14 protein-coding genes are annotated in these 20,004 nt (G+C 70.1%); 5 read left to right on the top strand and 9 right to left on the bottom strand.

The genetic code is table 11. The annotated features are described in order from the left end of the window. The first annotated feature begins 170 nt into the window (after positions 1-170). On the top strand, positions 171-2,990 hold the full coding sequence (gene ppc, locus AC1DB8_RS09320) for a phosphoenolpyruvate carboxylase (protein WP_476892845.1): 2,820 nt from the start codon (positions 171-173) through the stop codon (positions 2,988-2,990). A 42-nt stretch (positions 2,991-3,032) separates the two neighbouring features. Beyond that, positions 3,033-3,338, top strand: a complete 306-nt coding sequence (locus AC1DB8_RS09315) for a hypothetical protein (protein WP_441418972.1) — start codon at positions 3,033-3,035, stop codon at positions 3,336-3,338. Between the two features lie 61 nt (positions 3,339-3,399). Here the strand turns inward: AC1DB8_RS09315 and AC1DB8_RS09310 are convergent, their stop codons facing one another. Together AC1DB8_RS09310 and AC1DB8_RS09305 are read right to left on the bottom strand one after the other, a co-directional pair. Continuing rightward, positions 3,400-4,044: a DedA family protein gene (locus AC1DB8_RS09310; protein WP_441418973.1), complete on the bottom strand. Its 645-nt coding sequence runs from the start codon at positions 4,042-4,044 to the stop codon at positions 3,400-3,402. Between the two features lie 43 nt (positions 4,045-4,087). After that, on the bottom strand, positions 4,088-5,023 hold the full coding sequence (locus AC1DB8_RS09305) for an RluA family pseudouridine synthase (protein ID WP_476893031.1): 936 nt from the start codon (positions 5,021-5,023) through the stop codon (positions 4,088-4,090). 198 nt (positions 5,024-5,221) lie between these two features. On the opposite strand from AC1DB8_RS09305, the gene AC1DB8_RS09300 reads away from it, so the two are divergent. Together AC1DB8_RS09300 and AC1DB8_RS09295 are read left to right on the top strand one after the other, a co-directional pair. Further along, complete coding sequence (locus tag AC1DB8_RS09300; protein ID WP_476892844.1) at positions 5,222-5,914, top strand: helix-turn-helix domain-containing protein; 693 nt, start codon at positions 5,222-5,224, stop codon at positions 5,912-5,914. After that, positions 5,907-6,599, top strand: coding sequence for an SRPBCC family protein (locus tag AC1DB8_RS09295; protein WP_476892843.1), 693 nt, complete (start codon positions 5,907-5,909; stop codon positions 6,597-6,599). The genes AC1DB8_RS09300 and AC1DB8_RS09295 overlap by 8 nt, the downstream gene beginning before the upstream one ends. Positions 6,600-6,704: 105 nt before the next feature. Here the strand turns inward: AC1DB8_RS09295 and yczR are convergent, their stop codons facing one another. Next, positions 6,705-8,225, bottom strand: coding sequence for a MocR-like transcription factor YczR (gene yczR, locus AC1DB8_RS09290; RefSeq protein WP_476892842.1), 1,521 nt, complete (start codon positions 8,223-8,225; stop codon positions 6,705-6,707). A gap of 61 nt (positions 8,226-8,286) precedes the next feature. Here yczR and yczE point away from each other — a divergent pair, with 61 nt between their 5' ends. After that, positions 8,287-8,967 carry a membrane protein YczE gene (gene yczE, locus AC1DB8_RS09285; protein WP_441418977.1) on the top strand — a complete coding sequence of 227 codons (681 nt, stop codon included), beginning with the start codon at positions 8,287-8,289 and terminating at the stop codon, positions 8,965-8,967. Between the two features lie 43 nt (positions 8,968-9,010). Here yczE and AC1DB8_RS09280 read toward each other — a convergent pair whose 3' ends face one another. The 6 genes from AC1DB8_RS09280 to ppsA form a co-directional block, all read right to left on the bottom strand. Next, positions 9,011-9,847, bottom strand: coding sequence for a DNA-formamidopyrimidine glycosylase family protein (locus AC1DB8_RS09280; protein WP_476892841.1), 837 nt, complete (start codon positions 9,845-9,847; stop codon positions 9,011-9,013). After that, positions 9,840-14,909 carry an Lhr family helicase gene (locus AC1DB8_RS09275; RefSeq protein ID WP_476892840.1) on the bottom strand — a complete coding sequence of 1,690 codons (5,070 nt, stop codon included), beginning with the start codon at positions 14,907-14,909 and terminating at the stop codon, positions 9,840-9,842. The genes AC1DB8_RS09280 and AC1DB8_RS09275 overlap by 8 nt, the downstream gene beginning before the upstream one ends. A 94-nt stretch (positions 14,910-15,003) precedes the next feature. Further along, the gene (locus tag AC1DB8_RS09270) at positions 15,004-15,666 is read right to left on the bottom strand and encodes a DUF4232 domain-containing protein (RefSeq protein WP_476892839.1); all 663 of its coding nucleotides are present in this window, start codon (positions 15,664-15,666) and stop codon (positions 15,004-15,006) included. A gap of 103 nt (positions 15,667-15,769) precedes the next feature. After that, entirely contained in the window at positions 15,770-16,447 is a 678-nt protein-coding gene (locus tag AC1DB8_RS09265) for a YcnI family copper-binding membrane protein (protein ID WP_476893030.1), read from the bottom strand. A gap of 210 nt (positions 16,448-16,657) precedes the next feature. Beyond that, positions 16,658-17,308 (bottom strand): hypothetical protein, encoded by a 651-nt coding sequence (locus AC1DB8_RS09260; RefSeq protein WP_476892838.1) that lies wholly within the window; start codon positions 17,306-17,308, stop codon positions 16,658-16,660. A 186-nt stretch (positions 17,309-17,494) separates the two neighbouring features. Next, positions 17,495-19,897, bottom strand: coding sequence for a phosphoenolpyruvate synthase (gene ppsA / locus AC1DB8_RS09255; RefSeq protein ID WP_476892837.1), 2,403 nt, complete (start codon positions 19,895-19,897; stop codon positions 17,495-17,497). Positions 19,898-20,004 lie beyond the last annotated feature (107 nt).

Here is a 20,004-nt window from a genome sequence, read left to right as displayed (position 1 = left end):
CAACTGCGAGTTAGTTGGGTGCAGCGGCCGTCGTCAAGGGTCCCGACACTATCTGAGACGGATTCCCCGCGTGAGCGTGAGCCGGGTAACATCCCATGGGTACAAGTAACCCGGCTCACAGTATCCAGCGCAGTGTACGAGCCAAGTCGAACCCTCGAAAGATTGTTTCCATGGCTGACACTGCATTGACTTCCGGTACGGACCTCGCCTCCGAACTGCGCGCCGACGTCCGCCGGGTGTCCACCCTCCTCGGCGAATCCCTGGTCCGCCAGCACGGCCCCGAGCTCCTCGACCTCGTCGAGCAGGTGCGGCTGCTGACCAAGGAATCGAAAGAGGCCGCCCGGGGCGGCGCCGATGCCACCGGGCCGTGGAGCTCGTACGACGTCGTCGCCCAGGTCCGCGAACTGCTCGGGTCGCTGCCGCTTGAGCAGGCAACCGACCTGGTCCGGGCCTTCGCGTTCTACTTCCACCTGGCCAACGCCGCCGAGCAGGTCCACCGGGTCCGCGGGTTGCGGAGCCGGCAGGAAAAGGACGGCTGGCTGGCCAAGGCCGTCGAGGAAATCGCCGAACAGGCCGGATCCGCCGTGCTGCAGGATGTCGTGGATGAACTCGACGTCCGGCCCATCTTCACCGCGCACCCCACCGAAGCCTCTCGCCGTTCGGTGCTGGATAAGATCCGCCGGCTTTCCGACGTGCTGGCCGAATCCACCCGGGAGGGCACCTCGGCCCGCCGCCGCCAGGACCGCCAGCTGGCCGAGGTGATCGACCAGATGTGGCAGACCGACGAGCTCCGCCAGGTCCGGCCCACCCCTGTGGATGAGGCCCGGAACGCGATCTACTACCTCACCGGGATCCTCGGCGACGCCATGCCGGAGATGCTCTCGGACCTGTCCGAACTCCTCGGCGAGCACGGCGTCACCCTGCCCGTCACGAAGGCGCCGATCCGCTTCGGCTCCTGGATCGGCGGTGACCGGGACGGCAACCCCAACGTCACCGCCGGCGTCACCCGCGAAATCCTGCAGATCCAGAACCAGCACGCCGTCCGGATCAGCATCGGCCTGATCGACGGGCTCATCTCCATCCTGTCCAACTCGACCGCGCTGGCGGGGGCGGACCAGGCGCTGCTGGACTCGATCGACGTCGACCTGGGGAACCTGCCCGGACTGGACCGCCGCGTCCTGGAGCTCAACGCGCAGGAACCGTACCGGCTCAAGCTCACCTGCATCAAAGCCAAGCTGCTCAACACCGGCCGCCGGGTCGCCGCCGGCTCGGCCCACGAGCCCGGCCGCGACTACGCCGCCACCGCCGAGCTCCTGGCCGAACTGGGCCTGCTCGAGGTCTCGCTGCGGAACCACCACGCCGGCCTCGCCGCCGACGGTGCGCTGGCCCGCGTCCGGCGCGCGATCGCCTCCTTCGGGCTGCACCTCGCGACGCTGGACATCCGCGAACACGCCGACCACCACCACGACGCCGTCGGGCAGCTGATGGACCGCCTCGGCGGCCCCGGCGTGCGCTACGCCGAACTGAGCCGCGCCGAACGGCTCGAAGTGCTCGGCTCCGAGCTTGCCTCCCGCCGCCCGCTCTCCGGCCACCCGATTAAGCTCGACGGCGTCGCGGACGGCACGTACGACGTCTTCCGTGAGATCCGCCGCGCCCTGCGCACCTACGGCCCGGACGTGATCGAGACGTACATCATTTCCATGACCCGCGGCGCGGATGACGTCCTGGCCGCGGCCGTGCTGGCCCGCGAGGCCGGGCTGGTGAACCTTTTCGGCGAGGCGCCCTATGCCAAGATCGGCTTTGCCCCGCTGCTGGAAACCGTGGAGGAGCTGCGCGCCTCGGCCGAGATCGTGGACGCGCTGCTCTCGGATGCGTCCTACCGCGAGCTGGTCCGGCTGCGTGGCGACGTGCAGGAAATTATGCTCGGCTACTCGGACTCCAATAAGGAATCCGGCGTGATGACGAGCCAGTGGGAAATCCACAAGACACAGCGCAAGCTGCGCGACGTCGCGGCCAAGCACGGCGTCCGGGTGCGGCTCTTCCACGGCCGCGGCGGCTCGGTGGGCCGCGGCGGCGGCCCGACCTACGACGCGATCATGGCCCAGCCCAACGGCGTGCTCGAAGGCGAGATCAAGTTCACCGAGCAGGGCGAGGTCATCTCGGACAAGTACTCGCTGCCCGAGCTCGCGCGCGAGAACCTGGAGCTCTCCCTCGCCGCGGTGCTGCAGGGATCGGCGCTGCACCGTACCCCGCGCACCTCGGAGGACCAGCGCGAGCGTTACGGCCACGTCATGGAGACCATCTCCGATGCGGCATTCGCCCGCTACCGGACCCTGATCGACAATCCGGACCTGCCGGCCTACTTCATGGCCTCCACGCCGGTGGAGCAGCTGGGCTCGCTGAACATCGGCTCCCGCCCGTCCAAGCGCCCCGATTCCGGTGCGGGCCTCGAGGGGCTGCGGGCCATTCCGTGGGTGTTTGGCTGGACCCAGTCGCGGCAGATCGTGCCGGGCTGGTTCGGCGTCGGCTCCGGACTTAAGGCTGCGCGCGAGGCAGGCAACTCGGCCCAGCTCGTGGAGATGATGGACGGCTGGCACTTCTTCCGCTCGGTGCTCTCCAACGTCGAAATGACGCTCGCCAAGACGGACATGGACATTGCCGGCTACTACGTTTCGACCCTGGTGCCGGCCGAGCTGCACCACCTGTTCCACGCCATCCGCGCCGAATACGAGCTGACCGTGGCCGAGATCCAGAACCTGACGGGGGAGGACCTGCTGCTCGACGCGCAGCCCACGCTCAAGCGCTCGCTCGAGATCCGGGACCAGTATCTGGACCCGATCAGTTACCTGCAGGTGGAGCTGCTGCGCCGCGTCCGCGCCGAGGCCGCGGCAGGGGAGGGCATGCCCAACGCCGAGATCGACGAACGCCTCCAGCGGGCCATGCTGATCACCGTCAACGGCGTCGCGGCGGGCCTGCGCAACACCGGGTAGTCCGCGCCCCGGCTCCGGGGCGCGTCCGGCTAGGGTTGTTCCATGCCGTCGTTCCAGACCAGACTCAAGATCACCGGACTCAAGCCGGGCACCCCGCCGGAAGCCGTGATGGCGGCTGCCGTGGAGGCGCTGGGAACGCGGCACCACGTGGAGGCCAACCAGCTGGAACTCGCCGGCGGGGTCCCGCAGCTGAACCTCCGCTTCCTGGTGGACGCCACGGCCTACGCCGCGGAGAACAGCCAGGCGCTGGAGTCGGCCGCCATGATGCGCGACGCCGTCGAACGCGTTGCGGTGACCGGGAACCTGACCGTGCTGCGGCGCAACCGGGGACGCTGGGCGCCGGTGTAGCCGCGCGGGCCCAGCCGCGCGTGGCCCAGCAGCGCGGGCCTGGGCCGGCGGAGGTGCCGGTCTAGAAGTCCAGCTCCGCGTCGGGGTCCGCCTCGGGGGAGCCGGGTTGCACCACGGGGGAGCGGTTGCCGCGGCGGCGGGTGACGACCACCCCGACGACGGCGCCGATCACCAGCCCAAGGCCCACCCCGATCAGCGAGCTCGCCCAGAACGGCAGCTTGGTGGCCGAACCTGTGATGTACCCCAGGCCCACCGACCAGACCGCCCACAGGCTGCCGCCCAGTGCCGCGCAGAAACTGAAACCGCGGGTGGACACGTTGGCGATCCCCGCCGCGGCCGTGGTGGCAAGTCGGCCGCCCGGGATGAAGCGGATGCCGATGATGGCCCCGTAGGTCGACGATCGTCCGGCCCGAGCGATGGCCAGGTGCACGCCGCTGTGGAACCTGCGGCCCCAGCTCCACCGGTCCAGCACGTGGCTGAGGCGGCGCTTGAAGAGCTGGAAGACCATGATGTCCCCCAGCCAGGAGGCCAGGGCGGCGAGAATTGCCACCAGGAAAACGTTGGCCCGGCCGTCGGCAGACAGGGCTCCGGCGGTGATGACCACCATCTCGGAGGGGACCGGCGGGAAGATGGCGTCGCCGAGGACCACGGGGATGATCCAGAAATAGATCGCGGCTCCCCAGGTGTCCGCATTGGCCAGGTCCATGGGCACAAGTTACCGCATATCCGGCGGGGATCAGTGGTTGGCGCTAGTGGGCTTCGGAAAGTTCGAGCCGGCTGCGGTACTCCACCGGGCTGCCCGAGATGGGGTCCACGAAGCGGATGCCGCGGGCCAGGAGCTGAAGCGGTTTGGCGTAGTCGTCCGGCGCCTTGTCCAGCAGCTCGGGATAGAACGCGTCGTTCACAATCCCGAGTCCCAGCGACGCCATGTGCACGCGGAGTTGGTGCGTCTTCCCCGAGTGCGGCTCCAGCCGGTAGAGCGCACGGCGCGGGGCGGCGGCGTCGGGTGCGTCAAAGGTGCGCAACCGCTCGATCCGGGTCTCGGCGTTGGGCACGCCCTCGATGACCTCGGCGAGCAGGTAGCTGCGGGACTTGGTCATCCTGTTGCGCACGACTACCGGGAAGTCGACGGCGGGGTGCCCCGGGGCGGGCTCCGCGGCGGACACGCACTCGTATTCCTTCTGAACCTGGCGCTTCTCGAAGAGCACCTGGTATTTCCCTCGGGTCTCGGGGTTGGTGGAGAGCAGCAGGATGCCGGCCGTCATGCGGTCCAGGCGGTGCATCGGGATCAGGTCCGGCAGCCGCAGCTGGTTCCGCAGGCGCACCAGGGCCGACTCCTGGATGTAGGTGCCGCCCGGGGTGGTGGGCAGAAAGTGCGGCTTGTCCACGACCAGGAGGTGCTCGTCCTGGTGCAGGATGTTCAGTTCCACCGGGATGCGGGTCTCGGGCGGCAGCGAGCGGTAGTACCAGATGAAGGTGTGGCGCTGCAGCGGGGTGGTGCGGTCCAGCGGTACGCCGGCCTCGCCCACGATTTCGCCGGCGTCGAAACGGTCCTCGATGCCCTGCGGGTCGATGTGCCCCCAGCGGTGCATCATGTAGTCCATGGCGGTGTCCCACGGCCCCTCGTCCGGCAGCCGCAGGCGGGTCGCGTTCACGCCGTCACGCACGGGCAGGGGGGATTGCATCATCGGTCCATTCTACTTTGCCCGCCCCGCCGCCCCGCTTGCCCGCCGTGCCCCGCCCGCCTAAGCCCCGCCCGCCGTTTCGACGGTTCCGTGCCCGCTCGATGTTTCCAAGCGCCGCATCGGCAGGGAACCGTCGAGACGGGGCCGACGACAAAAAAGTTCTTGACAAATAAAACTGTCGGCAACGAGACTTGGAGCATGTTGGACATCGAAGTGATCGAAGACCCGGCCGCGGCGGAGGCATCCTTGGATCCGATCCGGACCCGCATCCTGCGCGAGCTGGCCGAGCCAGGATCGGCAACACAGCTGGCCGCGAAGGTGGGCCTGCCGCGGCAGAAAGTGAATTACCACCTGAAAGCCCTCGAGCGGCATGGGCTGGTCGAACTCATCGAGGAGCGCAGGCGCGGCAACGTCACCGAACGCATCCTGCGGGCGACGGCGGCGTCGTACCTGATTTCGCCGGCGGCGCTTGCCTCCGTGGCCCCGGACCCGCACCGGTTCTCGGACCGCTTCTCTGCGTTCTGGCTGCTGGCGCTCGCGGCCCGCATGGTCCAGGAAATGGGCCAGCTGATCGCCGGGGCCACCGCGGCCAGGCAAAAACTCGCCACCTTCGCGATCGACGGCGAGGTCACTTTCCGGTCCGCGGCCGACCGGGCGGCCTTCGCCGAAGAGCTCGGCGTCGCGGTGACCCGGCTCGTGGACAAGTATCACGACGGCGGCAGCGGCGTCCCGGCGGACGGCTCGCCAGAGTCCCCGGCAGCCCGGCCGGCCGGACGCAGGCACCGGCTCGTCGTCGCACTCCATCCCTCGCTGAAGGCGACGGCACGCACAACAACTCACGCAACCCCGAAAGACACAACCGGCCAAGCCAAGGAGCAGGACAATGACTGACAAGCGCGAATTCGAGATCGTTTACGACACCGAACTGCCCGGCACGCCCGAACAGGTGTGGGAGGCCGTCACGAAGGACACCCCCGCCTGGATGTTTCCCACGGACCAGTGGCCCGCGGTGCGTACCGTGGACGAGTACCCCTCGCATCTGGTCACCCGGATGGACGGCCCGGACGGCTGGTTCAACCAGCTGGAGCACGTACTGGAACCGCTAGGCGGCGGCCGGGCGCGGCTCCACTACGTCCACAGCGGCATTTTTGCAGACAACTGGGATGAGCAGTACGACGGCGCCAGCAAGCACACGGCCTTCTACCTCCACACTCTGGGCCAGTACCTGCAGCACTTCAACGGCCGGCCCGTCGTCTTCACGGACATCCAGGCGCCGGCCGCGTCCCAGGTCCCGGGCGGCTTCGACCGGCTCAAGAAGGCCCTCGGCGTCGCCGGGTCGGCCCCCGGCGACGGGGTGGAGCTGGACGTCGACGGCGTCGGGCACCTGGCCGGCGAAGTGGACTTTGCCAACGAAAACTTCCTCGGCCTGCGGACCGCCGACGCGATGTACCGCTTCTTCGGCCGCAACAACTTCGGGGCGCCGGTGGGCATGACCGTGCACGACTTCAGCGGCAGCGGGGACACCGGGGCGACGTCGAACGCCTGGGCCGGATTCCTGGCGAAGGTCTATGCCTAGGTCTGCGCAACCAAGCCCCACTCGCCGTTTCGACGGTTCCGTGCCCGCTCGATGTTTCCAAGCGCCGGATCGGCAGGGAACCGTCGAAACGGGCCGGGGGCCGGGTCAGGCGATGGCCGCGGCGGGCTGGGCGGGGAGGTTCCGGCGCAGCTGCGGGGAGCGGTCCAGCCGGTCCTGGGCCGCGCGCAGGGCCAGCACCGCTGACTCGAGCTGCTCCGGCGGCAGGGTGAACGGCAGCCGCAGGTAGTACTCGAAGGCGCCGCCGACGCCGAACCTGGGTCCCGCCGCGAGGCGGATGCCGAAGTCCGGGGCGAGCACCGCCAGGGCGGTACTGACGGGCGCGGGAAGACGGCACCAGACCGACAATCCGCCAACGGGCCGCTCCGGCTCCCAGTCCGGAAGATGCCCGCGGATCAGGTCCAGCAGGCAATCCCGGTTTCCGCGCAGCGCGGCGAGCCGGGCGGGCAGCGGCTCGGCCAGGTCATTGACCAGGTGCGCCGCGGCGAGCTGCTCCACCACTGGACCGCCCAGGTCCAGTGTGGTCCGCGCCGCGGCGAAGCGCTGGATCAGGGGCTCGCTGGCACGGATCCAGCCGGTGCGCAGCCCCGCCCAGTGCGACTTGCTGAGCGATCCCAGGGACACCACCGCCGGCCCGAACGCGGCCATCGGAGTGGAGCTGGCGCCGTCGAGGTTCAGCTCCCGCAGCGTCTCGTCTGCCACCAGCACGGTGCCTGACGCCACGGCGGCCGCTACCAGGCGGCGCCGCTGGGCGTCGGGCATGAGCCGGCCGGTGGGGTTGTGGAAGTCCGGCACCACGTAGGCCATCGACGGCCGCTGCTGCAGCAGCGCCGATTCCATCGCCTCCAGGTCCCAGCCTGCCTGGCCCCCGGCGCGGGCGTGCTCCGTGTGGGCGCCGCCGCCGTGGGCCGCGGGCATGGCCACCGTCACCGGGCGGCAGCCCGCGGCCCGGATCGCGTCGAGGGCATTCGGGTAGCTCGGATGTTCCACGAGCACCTTCCCGGACCGCCCGGCGAGGGTCCGGAGCACGATGTTCAGGGCGTGCTGCGCGCCGGAGGTGACCAGGATCTGCCCGGCGGTGGTGGGCACCCCGGCCGCCGTGTAGCGGGCCGCAATCGCCTCCCGGAGCGGACCCACGCCGAGCGCGTCGTACCCGAAGCCGGGCAGCAGCGCCGGCAGCTCCGTCAGTGCGGCGGCAAACGCCCGGTGCACCACTTCGCCGCTGGCTGGCAGCGAGGCGTAGGCCAGGTCGAGGATCCCGTCGGGAACCGCCAGCCCGGGGGCGCCGCTGAGCCGCAGACCGCCGTCGTTCCCGCCGGGATGGGCCGGGCCGTGGCTCGGGATGCAGCTCCGGCTCCGGCTGCCCTGGCCGCTGCTGAGGAAGCCCTGCTCGCGCAGCAGGGCGTAGGCCGCGGTCACGGTGGTGCGGCTGATGCCGAGGGTGGCCGCCAGCGACCGCTCGCTGGGCAGTGCCACATCGAGCGGGATCCGGCCGTCGAGGATGAGCAGGCGGACGACGTCGGCCAGCTCGCGGTAGGCGGGCGAGGCGCCGACGTTCCACTTACCCAGCAGGCGGGTGAGGGAACTCGGATTCAGGGAGCCGGACATAAAGCCAGTATTCCAAACTGGCTATGGATTACAAGGCCAGTTTTCCGGCAGGATGGTGGCCATGATGACGCGCAGACTCCTCCAGCTCCTGATCGGCCTAGCCCTGTACGGCGTTTCGCTCGCCATGGTCATCCGCGCCAGCCTGGGCACGGCGCCGTGGGACGTCTTCCACCAGGGACTCGCCGGCAGGACCGGGCTGAGTCTTGGCACCGTAGTGATCATCGTCAGTTTCCTGGTCCTGCTGCTGTGGATCCCGCTCCGGCAGTGGCCCGGGGTCGGCACCGTCAGCAACGCCGTGCTGGTGGGGGTCTTCGCCGACCTCGGGCTGGCGCTGATCCCCAAGTTCTCGCACCTGGGTGGCCAGGTCGCGCTCCTGATCGGGGCCGTGCTGCTCAACGGCGTGGCCTCCGCCCTGTACATCGGTGCCCGGCTGGGGCCCGGAGCGCGGGACGGCCTGATGACCGGACTTGCACGGCGCACCGGCTGGCCGGTGCGGGGCGCGCGGACCGGTATCGAGGTAGTGGTGCTGGGCGCAGGCTGGCTGCTGGGCGGCTCGGTCGGCGTGGGGACAGTGCTCTATGCGCTGGCCATCGGACCCCTGGTCCAGCTCCTGCTGCCGCGCTTCACAGTCCCCGAGCTGAAGTCCGCCGAGCTGAAGTCCCCCGGAGAGGTCCTGCCCGCTGCGGACGACCAGCCCGCAGCGGAAGCGGCCGTGGCCGGGGCCTCGACACCGGCCACCTAGATCCACTGACGGAGCCTGGCGGCCGCGCACCCGGCCGGCCGCGTCAGGCTCCGAGCAGGGGCTGGCAGCTGGGGCAGAAGTAGATGTCCCGTTCCTCGGTGCCGGTGGCCTTGGCCAGGACGCCGCGCCGGATGGGGGTGCCGCATTTGAGGCAGGGCTGGTGCTCCCGCCGGTACACCCAGTAGCCCGGCCGCCCCGCCGTCCTGCCGACCGGAACGCCGCGAGCGTTGAGCACCGTGACGCGGCGGCCCGGGCCGAGGTTGGCTGTCAGCAGGACCTTCGCGTCGGTGATCATCGCCGCCAGGTCCGGGACCGCCGAGACCGGCGACGCCGGGTGGACGTCGGACAGGAAACACGCCTCGCAACGGTAGATGTTGCCGATGCCGGCCAGGTTGCGCTGGTCCAGGAGCGCGACGCCGATCGGCACCTCGGGTGCCGCGAGCAGGCGGCGTTCGGCTTCCGCCATGTCCCAGTCCGGGCCGAGCAGATCCGGTCCGAGGTGGCCCACGACGCTGGCCTCCTCCGCCGTCGGGATGACCTCCAGCAGCCCGAGCGAAAATCCGACGGCGTCCGCCGACGCCGTGCGGAGCACACAGCGGGCGGTGAAACCGGGCTTGCGCCAGCGCCCGCCGGGGGGATAGACCTGCCAGTTCCCCTCCATCTTCAAGTGTGAGTGGATAGTGAGCCGGTCCTTCGGGGCCGGTCCCGTCACGCGCATCAGCAGGTGCTTGCCGCGGGGGACAACCTCCTGGACGGTCCAGCCGCCCAGCTTCAGCGTGGCGAAGCGCGGCACCCGGAAATCGGACGCCAGCAACTCCTTGCCGGCCAGCGCGGCGTGCAGCTGCGCCGCGGCGCGGAAAACGGAATCGCCCTCAGGCACGGATCCTCAGTCCCTTCGGGGTGGAGTAGGCGCCGGCCTGGGCCAGGGCGGCGGCAACGGGGGTGTCCAGGATGCCGTGGCCGTTGACCTTTTCCATGATGAGCTTGTCGACGGCGCCCCGGGTCACGACTCCCACGAGGGCTGCGCCGGCGGCGGCCAGGACTTCGGCGTCGGTGCTGAACGCCAGCAGGGTCTTCCCGCCGCGTTCGACGTAGAGGACCAGGGCTCCGTCGACCAGCACCACCAGGGCACCTGCCTTCCGGCCCGGCCGGTGGCCGGTGCCTGCCTCCTCATTCACGGCCGGCCACGGCAGCGCGGCCCCGTACGGGTTCGCGGGGTCCGTGGCGGCGAGTGCCAGGGCGACCGGCTCGGTCTTGTTCAGCTGGGCGTCCTCGACGTAGGAGCGCAGCCTGTCCACCGTGGCCGGCACGGCGAACTGGGCTGCGCCGAGGTGCTCGATGAAGTAGCCGCGGCGGCAGCGCCCGGCTTCCTCGAGCCGGGCCAACACCTTGTACATCAGGCCGAAGCCGCCCACGATGTTCTCCGCCATGACCGATCCGCGGGTGACCACGCCGTACCGGTCGAGCAGGAGTTCGGCGGTGGCGCGGGCGTGGATGGTGGCGTCGAGTTCGGGGGCCGGGAGTGCGGACCAGCGCCCCGCAGCCAGGGGAGGCGTGGGGGCGGCGCCGCTGACGGAGCCGTAACGGCCGCCGGTAAGGCCCGGCGATCCGAGCAGGCCGGTCCCGTGGGCGCGTCCCAGCCGGCTGAGCCTGGGCGCACGGGCCCGCGGGGCGCGCCCGACCTGCCGGTGCGCGGTGTGCCCGCCCGCGATCAGCGCCCGGACCGGAGCGAACGTATCGCCGGTGATCCGGCCCGCCCAGGCCAAATCCCAGAGTGCGGACACGACGTCCTGGTCGCTGAGCACCGAATCCATCCCGCCGGCAATGTCGGTTAGCTGCCGGAAGAAGTAACCGCCGCCGTTGTTCCGCAGGTGGTCCAGGAGCCGCTGCTGCGCGTCGCCGGGTTCGAAGTCCAGGGCCGGGTTCAGCGTCAGTTCGGCGGAATCGGCCAGGTGCAGGCTTACCCAGCCGTCGTTGCCGGGCAGTGAGCCGGCTCCGGACCAGAGGACCTCGCCGGCGGCCATGAGCTCGTCGAGCATGGCCGGCTGGTAGTTGGAGACGCGGCTGGCCAGGACCAGCGGTTCCCAGGCGGAAGCCGGAATCGGCACGCCGGAGAGCTGGTCGATGGCGGTGATGATGCCGTCCAGCCCGCGCAGCGCCGACTGCCCCCGGGCGCCGGGTGTCCGTACGTTTTGCCAGGCCGGGAGGAACCGCCCGTAGGCGGACATATCCACGGGCTCGACCTCGGCGCGCAGCGCGGCCAGGGAGCGGCGGCGGAGCTTGCGGAGCACCTCGGCGTCGCACCATTCGCTGGCGCCTGCCGAAGGCATAACGATCGCCGGGGTCGCCGGGGTCGCCGGAGCCGTCGGTGCAGGCGCGTCCGCCGTCTCCCCGGCTGACCCGCTTTCCGGTGCCGTGACGTGGGGCCGGAACTCGCCCTCGACGGCGCGCCCATCCGCGGCCAGCCGCTTGAGCGCCGTGCCGACGACGGCGACGCCGAGTCCCAGCCGGGCGGCGGCCTCGGCGGCGGTAAAGGGCCCGTGAGTCCGGGCGTACCGCGAAACGAGGTCGCCCAACGGGTCCGCGACGGGTTCGATGAACGCCAGCGGCACGCCCATCGGCAATGGAACCCCGAGGGCATCGCGTAGCCTGGCGGCGTCCTCGACAGCGGCGAACCGCTCGGCGCCGCCGATGTTGACCTTGATCGCACGGTTGGCCCGCTGTAGCGCGGCCAGATGCGCCGCGGCCTCGGGGCTGCCCGCCGCGATTTTGGCGGGCTCCGGCCCCGCATCGGGCACGCCGTCGACGGCGCCCTCTCCTGCTGCAGCGTCGGCAAGCTCCGTTCCGGACGCGGCCTTGGTTGCGGCGGGCTGGATCTCGGCCTCCAGCCGGGCGGCGACTTCGTCGGGGGTGAGCGGGCCCAGCAGCCGGAGCAGGTCGGCCACGCCCTCCAGCCCGCGCATTCGGCGGTCCGGCGCGAGGCGCTGGAGTTCAAGCTCGGTGGCCTCGATGACCTTCGCGTCGAGCAGTTCGCGCAGCTCCACCCGGCCCAGCAGTTCGTTGAGCAGGGTGGAATCCAGCGCCAGGGCGGCGGCCCGGCGCTCGGCCAGCGGCGAATCGCCCTCGTAGAGGAACTGCGCCACGTAGCCAAAGAGCAGGGACTTCGCGAACGGCGAGGGCTGCTGCGTGGTGGTCTGCAGGATCCGCAGTTCGCGCCGCTCGATCGAGGCGGCAATGTCCTTCAGAGCCGGAAGGTCGTAGACGTCCTGCAGGCATTCGCGCACGGTTTCGAGCACGATCGGGAAGGTCGGGTACTTCCGGGCGACGTCCAGCAGCTGGGCCGAGCGTTGCCGCTGCTGCCAGAGCGGCTGCCGCTTTCCGGGGGTCTGCCGGGGCAGCAACAGGGCGCGGGCGGCGCACTCCCGGAAACGGGAGGCAAACAGAGCGCTGCCGCCGACCTCTGCGCTGACAATCTGTTCCAGCTCCTCGGGCTCGAAGAGGAACAGTTCGGCGCCGGGCGGTTCGTCCTCCATCATCGGCACCCGCAGCACGATGCCGTCGTCGGCGGCCATCGCGGAGCCGTCCATCCCGTAGCGCTGTTGCAGCCGCTGGCCCACGGCGAGGGCCCACGGCGCGTGCACCGGCATGCCGAAGGGGCTGTGCAGCACCACCCGCCAGTCGCCGAGCTCGTCGTGGAAGCGCTCGACCACGAGGGTCGTGTCGCTGGGGACCACCTCGGTGGCGAGCTTCTGCTCGGCGAGGTACTGGATCAGGTTGTTGGCGGCGAAGTCGTCCAGGCCGGTGGCCTTGCAGCGCTCGGTGGCCGGGCCGACGTCGGACGCCGAAAGTTCGCGCATGAACGCGCCGAGGGCCCGGCCCAGGTCCACCGGCCGGCCGAGCGAGTCGCCCCGCCAGAACGGCAACTTGCCCGGCTGGCCGAAGGCGGGGGAGACAAGGACGCGGTCGTGCGTGATGTCTTCGATCTTCCAGCTGGTGGCGCCGAGGGCAAAGATGTCGCCAACGCGGGATTCGTAGACCATTTCTTCATCGAGTTCACCCACCCGGCGGCCGCCCTTGGCCGTGGATGCCTGGCCCGCGGCCTTGCCGTCGCCGGTGCTGCCGGGGGAGCCGGTGCCCTCCACCTCCGTGCCGATGATGTACACCCCGAACATGCCGCGGTCCGGGATGGTGCCGCCGGAGGTCACGGCCAGCCGCTGCGAGCCGGGGCGTCCTTCGATGGTGCCGGCGTTGCGGTCCCAGACAATCCTGGGCCGCAGTTCGGCGAATTCGTCGGACGGATAGCGTCCGGCCAGCAGGTCCAGGGTGGCCTCGAACGCGGAGCGCGGGAGCGAGGCGAAAGGTGCGGAGCGGCGGACGGTGGCGAACCACTCCTCGACGTCGATCGCGCCGAGCGCGGTCGCGGCAACGGTCTGCTGGGCGAGGATGTCCAGCGGGTTGGCCGGGACGTAGAGCCGTTCGATCTTGCCGTCCAGCATGCGTTCCACGGTGATGGCCGTGTGGACAAGGTCCGCCCGGTGCTTGGGGAAGAGCACTCCCTGGGAGATCTCGCCGACCTGGTGGCCGGCCCGGCCCACCCGCTGCAGCCCGCTGGCCACCGAGGGCGGCGACTCGACCTGCACCACGAGGTCCACCGCGCCCATGTCGATGCCGAGTTCCAGCGAGGAGGTGGCCACGACGCAGCGCAGCCGGCCGGATTTCAGGTCGTCTTCAATCATGGCGCGCTGGTCCTTCGACACGGACCCGTGGTGTGCCCGGGCCAGGACCGGGTCGGCGCCCGCGGTGCTGCCGGCCTGGGCCATCATGTGCGCCGGCGTCGCGGTCGAGGCGGGCAGCGAACCGTCCGGCCCCGCCGCACCGGCGGCTGCCTCGTCCCAGCCGCCGCCTTCGGCCATCAGTTGGCGCTCGGCGTAGATCTCGTTGAGCCGGGCGGTGAGCCGTTCCGCGAGCCGGCGGGAGTTCGCGAACACGATGGTGGACTGGTTGGCCAGCACCAGGTCCACGATCTTCTCCTCGACGTGCGGCCAGATCGACGCGTGCGGCTGCAGCCCGGACGCAGGGCCCGAATCGAACGCCCCGGCGGCGCCCTGGAGATCGGACATGTCCTCGACCGGGACGGAGACGGTCAGGTCCCAGGTCTTCTTGGACGGCGGCGCGACGATCTCGACCGGTGCGGAGCCCGCCAGGAACTGCGCCACGAGTTCCTTCGGTTCCACCGTCGCGGAGAGCCCGATCCGCTGGGCCGGTTTGGGCAGCAGCGCGTCGAGGCGTTCCAGCGAGACGGCCAGGTGCGCGCCGCGCTTGGTGCCGGCCACGGCGTGGACCTCATCGACGATGATGGTGTCCACCTCGTCAAGGGTCTCGCGCGCCTTGGAGGTGAGCATCAGGAAGAGGGACTCGGGGGTGGTGATCAGGATGTCCGGCGGGTGGCTGAGCAGCGAGCGTCGGTCCGCCGCCGTCGTGTCCCCGGAGCGGACCCCAACCGTGATCAGCGGCGCGGGCAGGCCGAGGCGCTTGGCGGTCTGGGTGATGCCGATCAGCGGCGCGCGCAGGTTGCGTTCGACGTCGACGCCCAGCGCCTTGAGCGGGGAGATATACAGCACACGGGTTTTCCGCTTCGGAGCCTTCCGCCGCCCCTTGGTGGCCGCGGCATCCAGCCCGGGCAGTCCGGGAAGTTCCTCGGGGGCCGGCGGTGCGGAGACCAGCAGCCGGTCCAGTGCCCAGAGGAACGCCGCGAGGGTCTTGCCGGAGCCGGTCGGCGCCACCACCAGGGCGTGCGCTCCTGAGGAAATGGCATTCCAGGCGCCGTTCTGCGCCGGCGTGGGCGCGGAGAAAGCGCCCAGGAACCACTCCCGGGTCGGCCGGCTGAACCGGTCCATGGCCTCGGCCGCAAGTGTGCCGCCGGCGAGCTCCTGCCCCTTCATTCCTCCATCATGCCTTAAGGCACCGACACTATTTTGCGGCGCGATTTGGCGGTGGGGTCCGTTGATGGGGTCCGGCGGTGCCCTGAGGCGGACGCTACATCGCGGTGAAGGCCGAGACGGTCAGGAGCTTGATCGCCGACTCGCGGCAGGCGTCCTTGGGTGCGGCGATGAACAGCGACGCCGTGTCTTCCGGCGGGTACACCCGGAAGCCGGCAGCCGGGGTGTGGGTGCAGCTGGGGTAGTTGCCGGCCTGCGTGTAGCGCAGGGTGGCTTTTCCGGACTTGCCCGGGGCGAGCAGCACGTCGGCAACGGGCGCCGAGTCGTCGCGTGTCGCCGCGGCACCGATGGGGGCGCCGCTGGCGCCGGCGGTGAGCGATACTCCGGCGAAGCCCTTCAACAGGCACGGCTCAGCGCCGGAGTTCTTCAGGATCAGCTGCATATAGACGCTTCCGGCCGCGCCCCCGCCCCGGGCGTCGAGGGACCCCTTGAGGTTGGCGGCCTTGCAGAGGGCAGGACCGGTCGCGGTGGATGTGGTGGCAGTTGCGGGCGATGCCGTAGCAGTTCCGCCGGACGCCGTCGTGGCAGGGCTGGCGGAAGCCGTCTCGCTGGCGGAGGCCGACGGCGACGTGGCGGTCGTGGCGCCCTGGGACTGGCTTTGGGGCTGGCTTTGGCCGCAGCCGCTGAGCAGCAGCGCAACCGCGGCGGCCGCCGTCACGGAAGTAATTACCAGTTTGTTCTTCATCTGCTGAGGCCTCATGGCACAACTTTGATGTTCCACGGTTGCCTTAGTCAACGACGCCACGACGAAGCGCCCGGATTGATGCCCGGATTGTGATTTCCGGGCATCAACCGGGGGTGCGTTACTTCGCGGGTGCTGGCTTGCGGCTGCGGAGCAGGGCGATGCCGCCCAGGACCAGGCCACCGACGCCGGCGACGAGGCCCGCCCAGCTTCTGGCCTGGCCGCCGTCGTCGTTTGTCGCGGACGCGCGGGCCGCGGGGGAGGACCCCGCCGGCTCGGCGCCGTGTGCGTCATGCCCGTCCGCCTCCGTGGCGGCTGCCGGCGCCGTCACCGTCAGCGACGGCGCCGGGGACTTCAGCGCGTGGGCGTCCTGGCCCGCTGCCGGGACCTGCGACCAGTCCACCCGGCCGACTTCGCAGCTCTGCAGGGTCGGGAAATAGAGGGTCTTTCCGGCAGCATCCGGCAGCTTCACCGACAGCACCAGCGCGTCGCGGAGCTCCGGGCTCAGCGGCGCCTTGGCGGTGTAGACGATCTGGCTGGTGCGCTTGGTGATCGAGGAGCCGTCGGCCAGCTTCTTCGGCGCCGCCAGCTTTTCGGTGACCTTGGCCGCCGTCCAGTTGGGGTTCACGGTGGGCTGGGCGTCGTCGAGCTCCGGCGGCAGGGTGATGGCCACCTTGGTGGTGGCGGATTCCGCGCAGCCGTGCGGGATGGCGAAGGTCAGCAGGGCATAGGAGTTAGCCGTGGTCTTGTCCGGGGAGACGCCGACGTGGGCCGAGGCGCCGCTGATGCCCGCGAGCATCAGGGCGGCGGTGGCTCCGGCGGCGGCGGTGCCGGAGAGGGTGCGGCGGAGGGCGGTGTGGTGCTGTGTGGTGGTCAAAACAGGTGCCTTTCAGGCGTGCGCGCGGCATTCAGTGCGGCGCGCGGAAACGGGGGAGGCGCGGGGCAGCTGCCCGCCGTGCCCGGGGCACGGAGACTTGGCGGGCAGGAACGGCCGCAGCCGGAAGGAAGGTTAGGAGGAAAAGACGACCACGGCGGGCGGCCCGCGGCGGCAATCGCGCCGGAGGTTGCGCCACGGCAGCGGGACGGCGCCGACGGACCGGCGCGGCAGGACGCGCGTGAGGGCCGGACGCGGCAAGACCGCCGCGGGGAGCTGGACGAGCGGGCGGAGCCACGCGGCGAGTGACCAGAGCGCATCCTCGCCCTTGGCCAGGATCAGGGCGCAGGCAACGGTTGCCAGGGCGTGGCCGGCGAGCATGGACAGGGCCAAGGCGGAGTCCAGCTCGTGGAGCCGGAGGTGGTCCGCCGGGACCGGAATCGTGGCCAGGCCCGCGTGGTGCGCCGGCGCGGCAATTCCGCCGATTACGGTGCCGGACGCTGGCCCTGACCCTGTCCAGCCGGCCGGCGTGCTGAACGCGGCGAAAGCCTCATGCAGCACCACCTGCCCCGCGCCGAGCAGGCCGGTCATCGCGGGCAGGTTGAGCTTCAGCCTGGTGGCCGTGGTGGAAACCAGTCCGGTGAGGGCCAGGAAAGCGAACAGGATGGCGGGGGCGGGAAGCTGGCCTCCGGCGACAACGTGCGCTGCGGCGGCGAGCGTCACGATCGTCGTGGCGACGATGGCCGAGCGCAACGCGTGGAAGGGTGCTCTGGCGGCGGTGCGCATGGAACACTCCCTTCACCGGCGGCGGTCATGGTTGCTCCCGCGGGCGTCCTGTCGGCAGCGGGTTGTCCCTTGATTCTAGCGGCGATTTCTACAGGGCTACGAAAAAGGACTGTCTGCTACGAAGCGGACACCCCGGTCCGGGGACCGGGGTGTCGTTGTCATGACTTCCGGCGGGTGCCGTGCGACTCAGTTGCCGACGGCGGCTGCCGACGCTTCTGCGGCCCCGGCGAGGCGGATCCAGGTTTCCACCACGGTGTCGGGGTTCAGCGACACGGAGTCGATGCCTTCCTCGACCAGCCATTCGGCGAAGTCCGGGTGGTCGCTCGGGCCCTGCCCGCAGATGCCCACGTATTTTCCGCGCGCCTTGCACGCCTTGATGGCCATGCTCAGGAGCTTCTTGACGGCAGGGTTGCGCTCGTCGAAGCTGCCGGCGACGATCGAGGAATCCCGGTCCAGGCCCAGCGTCAGCTGCGTCATGTCATTGGAGCCGATGGAGAAGCCGTCGAAGAAGTCCAGGAACTCGTCCGCGAGCAGCGCGTTGGACGGAAGCTCGCACATCATGATGACCTCGAGGCCGTTTTCGCCGCGGCGCAGCCCGTTTTCCGCGAGCAGGTCGATGACGCCGCCGGCTTCGTCCAGGGTGCGCACGAACGGGATCATCAGCTTGACGTTGGTCAGGCCCATCTCGTTCCGCACGAAGGACAGGGCCTCGCACTCCAGGTCGAAGCAGTCCCGGAAGGATGGTTCCAGGTACCGCGAAGCGCCACGGAAGCCGATCATCGGGTTCTCTTCGTGCGGCTCGTAAGCGGGCCCGCCGAGCAGGTTGGCGTACTCGTTGGACTTGAAGTCGGACATCCGCACAATCACCGGCTCCGGCGCGAAGGCCGCGGCGATGGTTGCCACCCCTTCGGCCAGGCGCTTGATGTAGTAATCGCGCGGACTGTCATAGGCGGCAATGCGTTCCCGGATCTCGGCGAGCACGTCCGCGGGCTGATCGTCCATGTTCAGCAGCGCCTTGGGGTGGATGCCGATCTGCCGGTTGATGATGAATTCCAGCCGGGCCAAGCCCACGCCGTGGTTGGGGAGCTGGGCGAACGTAAAGGCCTGCTCGGGGGTGCCGACGTTCATCATGACCTTCACCGGCGCCTCGGGCAGCTGGGTGATTTCGGTTTCCTCGACGCTGAAGTCCAGGATCCCTTCGTAGATCAGGCCGGTCTCGCCGTCGGCGCAGGAGACCGTCACGTCGAGGCCGTCGGAGAGGACGTCGGTGGCGTCCCCGGTGCCGACGACGGCGGGAATCCCCAGCTCCCGGGCGATGATGGCCGCGTGGCAGGTGCGTCCGCCACGGTTGGTCACGATCGCGGAGGCGCGCTTCATGATCGGTTCCCAGTCCGGGTCGGTCATGTCCGCGACCAGGACGTCGCCGGTTTTGAACGCGGCCATCTGGTCGATCGCGGTGAGGATCCGGACGCTGCCGGCGCCGATCCGCTGGCCGATGGCGCGGCCCTCCACCAGGACCCGGCCGGAGTCGTTCAGGCGGAAGCGGCTCAGGCTGCCGGAGGCCCTGCGGGACTGCACGGTTTCCGGGCGCGCCTGCAGGATGTACAGGCCGCCGTCGAGCCCGTCCTTGCCCCATTCGATGTCCATCGGGCGTCCGTAATGGTTTTCGATGGCGACGGCGTGCCGGGCGAGCTGCTCGACGTCGTCGTCGGTCAGGCTGAAGCGGTTCCGCAGGGACGCCTCGACCGGGACGAAGTCGATGGTGTGGCCGATTTCGCGGTTGCTGGTGTACGTCATCTGGAGCGCTTTTTCGCCGAGTCCGCGCTTGAGGATGGCCGGGCGGTCTGCCGCCAGGGCGGGCTTGTAGACGTAGAACTCGTCCGGGTTGACGGCGCCTTGGACTACGGCCTCGCCGAGGCCGTAGGAGGAGGTGACGAAGACGGCGTCCTTGAAGCCGGATTCGGTGTCCATGGTGAACATGACGCCGGATGCGCCGACGTCGGAGCGGACCATGCGCTGGACGCCTGCGGAGAGTGCCACCTCGGCGTGCTCGAACTTGTGGTGCACGCGGTAGGCGATGGCCCGGTCGTTGTAGAGGGAGGCGAAAACGTCCTTGATGGCGGCCAGGACGTTCTCGATGCCGCGAACGTTCAGGAAGGTTTCCTGCTGCCCGGCGAAGGAGGCGTCAGGAAGGTCCTCTGCCGTCGCGCTGGAGCGGACAGCCCACGAGAGGTCCTCGGAGCCGCCGTGCTTGTCCACCAGTTTCTGGTAGGAGTCGCGGATCTGCGCTTCGAAGTGCGGCAGGAAGGGCGTCTCGCGCATCAGGGTGCGGATCTCCTGGCCCGCTGCGGCCAGGGCCGTCACGTCGTCGGTATCCAGGCCCACCAGCCGGTCGGCAATCTTCTGGTCCAGTCCGGAGTCGGCCAGGAAGCTGCGGTAGGCGTCCGCTGTCGTGGCGAAGCCGTCAGGAACCTGGACGCCGGCAGAGGTGAGGTTCTGCACCATCTCGCCGAGGGAGGCGTTCTTGCCGCCTACCCTGTCCAGGTCCTTGAGTCCGAGTTCTGAGAACCACAGGATGTCCGTCGTCATGGTTGCTGCTCCTTTGCAGATGATGCCTTAATGCCGCCTGCGTGGGCGGCCGCCGTTTGATGGGCGCAAGTCCTGTCCACAGTGACAGGTCGGCGCCGGTGATTCCA

The organism is Arthrobacter sp. 10N410 (genome assembly GCF_056394945.1).
The sequence above is the reverse complement of the archived record's forward strand: the minus strand, read 5'-3'. Positions and strand labels throughout refer to the sequence as shown.

What these genes read in the sequence shown, in the direction of transcription:
- yczE (WP_441418977.1), top strand. Translation starts at nt 8,287, where the DNA reads ATGATGACGCGCAGACTCCTCCAGCTCCTGATCGGCCTAGCCCTGTAC.
- AC1DB8_RS09305 (WP_476893031.1), bottom strand. Translation starts at nt 5,023, where the DNA reads ATGCAATCCCCCCTGCCCGTGCGTGACGGCGTGAACGCGACCCGCCTG.
- AC1DB8_RS09265 (WP_476893030.1), bottom strand. Translation starts at nt 16,447, where the DNA reads ATGCTCGCGGGCATCAGCGGCGCCTCGGCCCACGTCGGCGTCTCCCCG.
- AC1DB8_RS09270 (WP_476892839.1), bottom strand. Translation starts at nt 15,666, where the DNA reads ATGAGGCCTCAGCAGATGAAGAACAAACTGGTAATTACTTCCGTGACG.
- AC1DB8_RS09275 (WP_476892840.1), bottom strand. Translation starts at nt 14,909, where the DNA reads ATGAAGGGGCAGGAGCTCGCCGGCGGCACACTTGCGGCCGAGGCCATG.
- AC1DB8_RS09260 (WP_476892838.1), bottom strand. Translation starts at nt 17,308, where the DNA reads ATGCGCACCGCCGCCAGAGCACCCTTCCACGCGTTGCGCTCGGCCATC.
- yczR (WP_476892842.1), bottom strand. Translation starts at nt 8,225, where the DNA reads ATGTCCGGCTCCCTGAATCCGAGTTCCCTCACCCGCCTGCTGGGTAAG.
- AC1DB8_RS09300 (WP_476892844.1), top strand. Translation starts at nt 5,222, where the DNA reads ATGTTGGACATCGAAGTGATCGAAGACCCGGCCGCGGCGGAGGCATCC.
- AC1DB8_RS09310 (WP_441418973.1), bottom strand. Translation starts at nt 4,044, where the DNA reads ATGGACCTGGCCAATGCGGACACCTGGGGAGCCGCGATCTATTTCTGG.
- AC1DB8_RS09295 (WP_476892843.1), top strand. Translation starts at nt 5,907, where the DNA reads ATGACTGACAAGCGCGAATTCGAGATCGTTTACGACACCGAACTGCCC.
- AC1DB8_RS09315 (WP_441418972.1), top strand. Translation starts at nt 3,033, where the DNA reads ATGCCGTCGTTCCAGACCAGACTCAAGATCACCGGACTCAAGCCGGGC.
- ppc (WP_476892845.1), top strand. Translation starts at nt 171, where the DNA reads ATGGCTGACACTGCATTGACTTCCGGTACGGACCTCGCCTCCGAACTG.
- ppsA (WP_476892837.1), bottom strand. Translation starts at nt 19,897, where the DNA reads ATGACGACGGACATCCTGTGGTTCTCAGAACTCGGACTCAAGGACCTG.